General features: G+C 51.7%; 2 protein-coding genes. Both read left to right on the forward strand.

The window, feature by feature from the left end; translation table 11 throughout:
* Positions 1–69 precede the first annotated feature (69 nt).
* Positions 70–378: a transposase gene (locus HMPREF0307_RS08975; RefSeq protein ID WP_077210039.1), complete on the forward strand. Its 309-nt coding sequence runs from the start codon at positions 70–72 to the stop codon at positions 376–378.
* Positions 378–660: IS3 family transposase (locus HMPREF0307_RS08980; protein WP_156435921.1), on the forward strand; the 283-nt coding region annotated here is incomplete at its 3' end. The genes HMPREF0307_RS08975 and HMPREF0307_RS08980, both read left to right, overlap by 1 nt.

The raw sequence follows: 660 nt of genomic DNA on the forward strand, positions 1-660 counted from the left end.
TGAGGTTACCCTCGTTTAGTGGACACCCTATTTGTACGGATCTTGTGTCCGTAAGAGAGGATGTTCATTGTGAGTCAACAGCGCAAGAAATACACGCCGGAGTACCGGCGTGAAGCCGCAAACCTGGTAATCGAGTCAGAGCGACCGATCGCTCATGTGGCTAAGGAAATCGGTGTTTCCGCCGGGCTTTTAGGCCGGTGGGTCAAACTCGAGCGTGAACGCCGAGGATCCTCAGATGGGATGAGTGAGGCTGATCTTCGTGCTGAGAATGCTCGTCTGCGCCGTGAGTTGGCAGAAGCCAAGATGGATAATGAGTTTTTGTCAAAAGCGACAGCCTTCTTCGCCGCGAAGCAACGCGAGCAGAAAAGTTCGAACTAATGCAGCAGGAGAAGGCAAACTACAGCATCAAACGCATGGCACGGCTATTAAAAGTGTCTCGGTCTGGATACTACAAATGGGCCCATGCGCAGCAGAAACGACTATCCGGAAAGGATGATCGGTCAGCATTTTACGATGATGTTGACCGAAAGATTCATCAGATTTGGAAAGACTCCGATGAGGTTTATGGTGCTCCGCGGATCACCGCAGAGCTCGCCGAGCGCTACTACATTTCACTTAACCGTAAGACTGTGGCGAAGCGGATGCGCATGATGGGCATTG

This window comes from Corynebacterium sp. DNF00584 (genome assembly GCF_001552965.1).
GTDB lineage: Bacteria > Actinomycetota > Actinomycetes > Mycobacteriales > Mycobacteriaceae > Corynebacterium > Corynebacterium phoceense.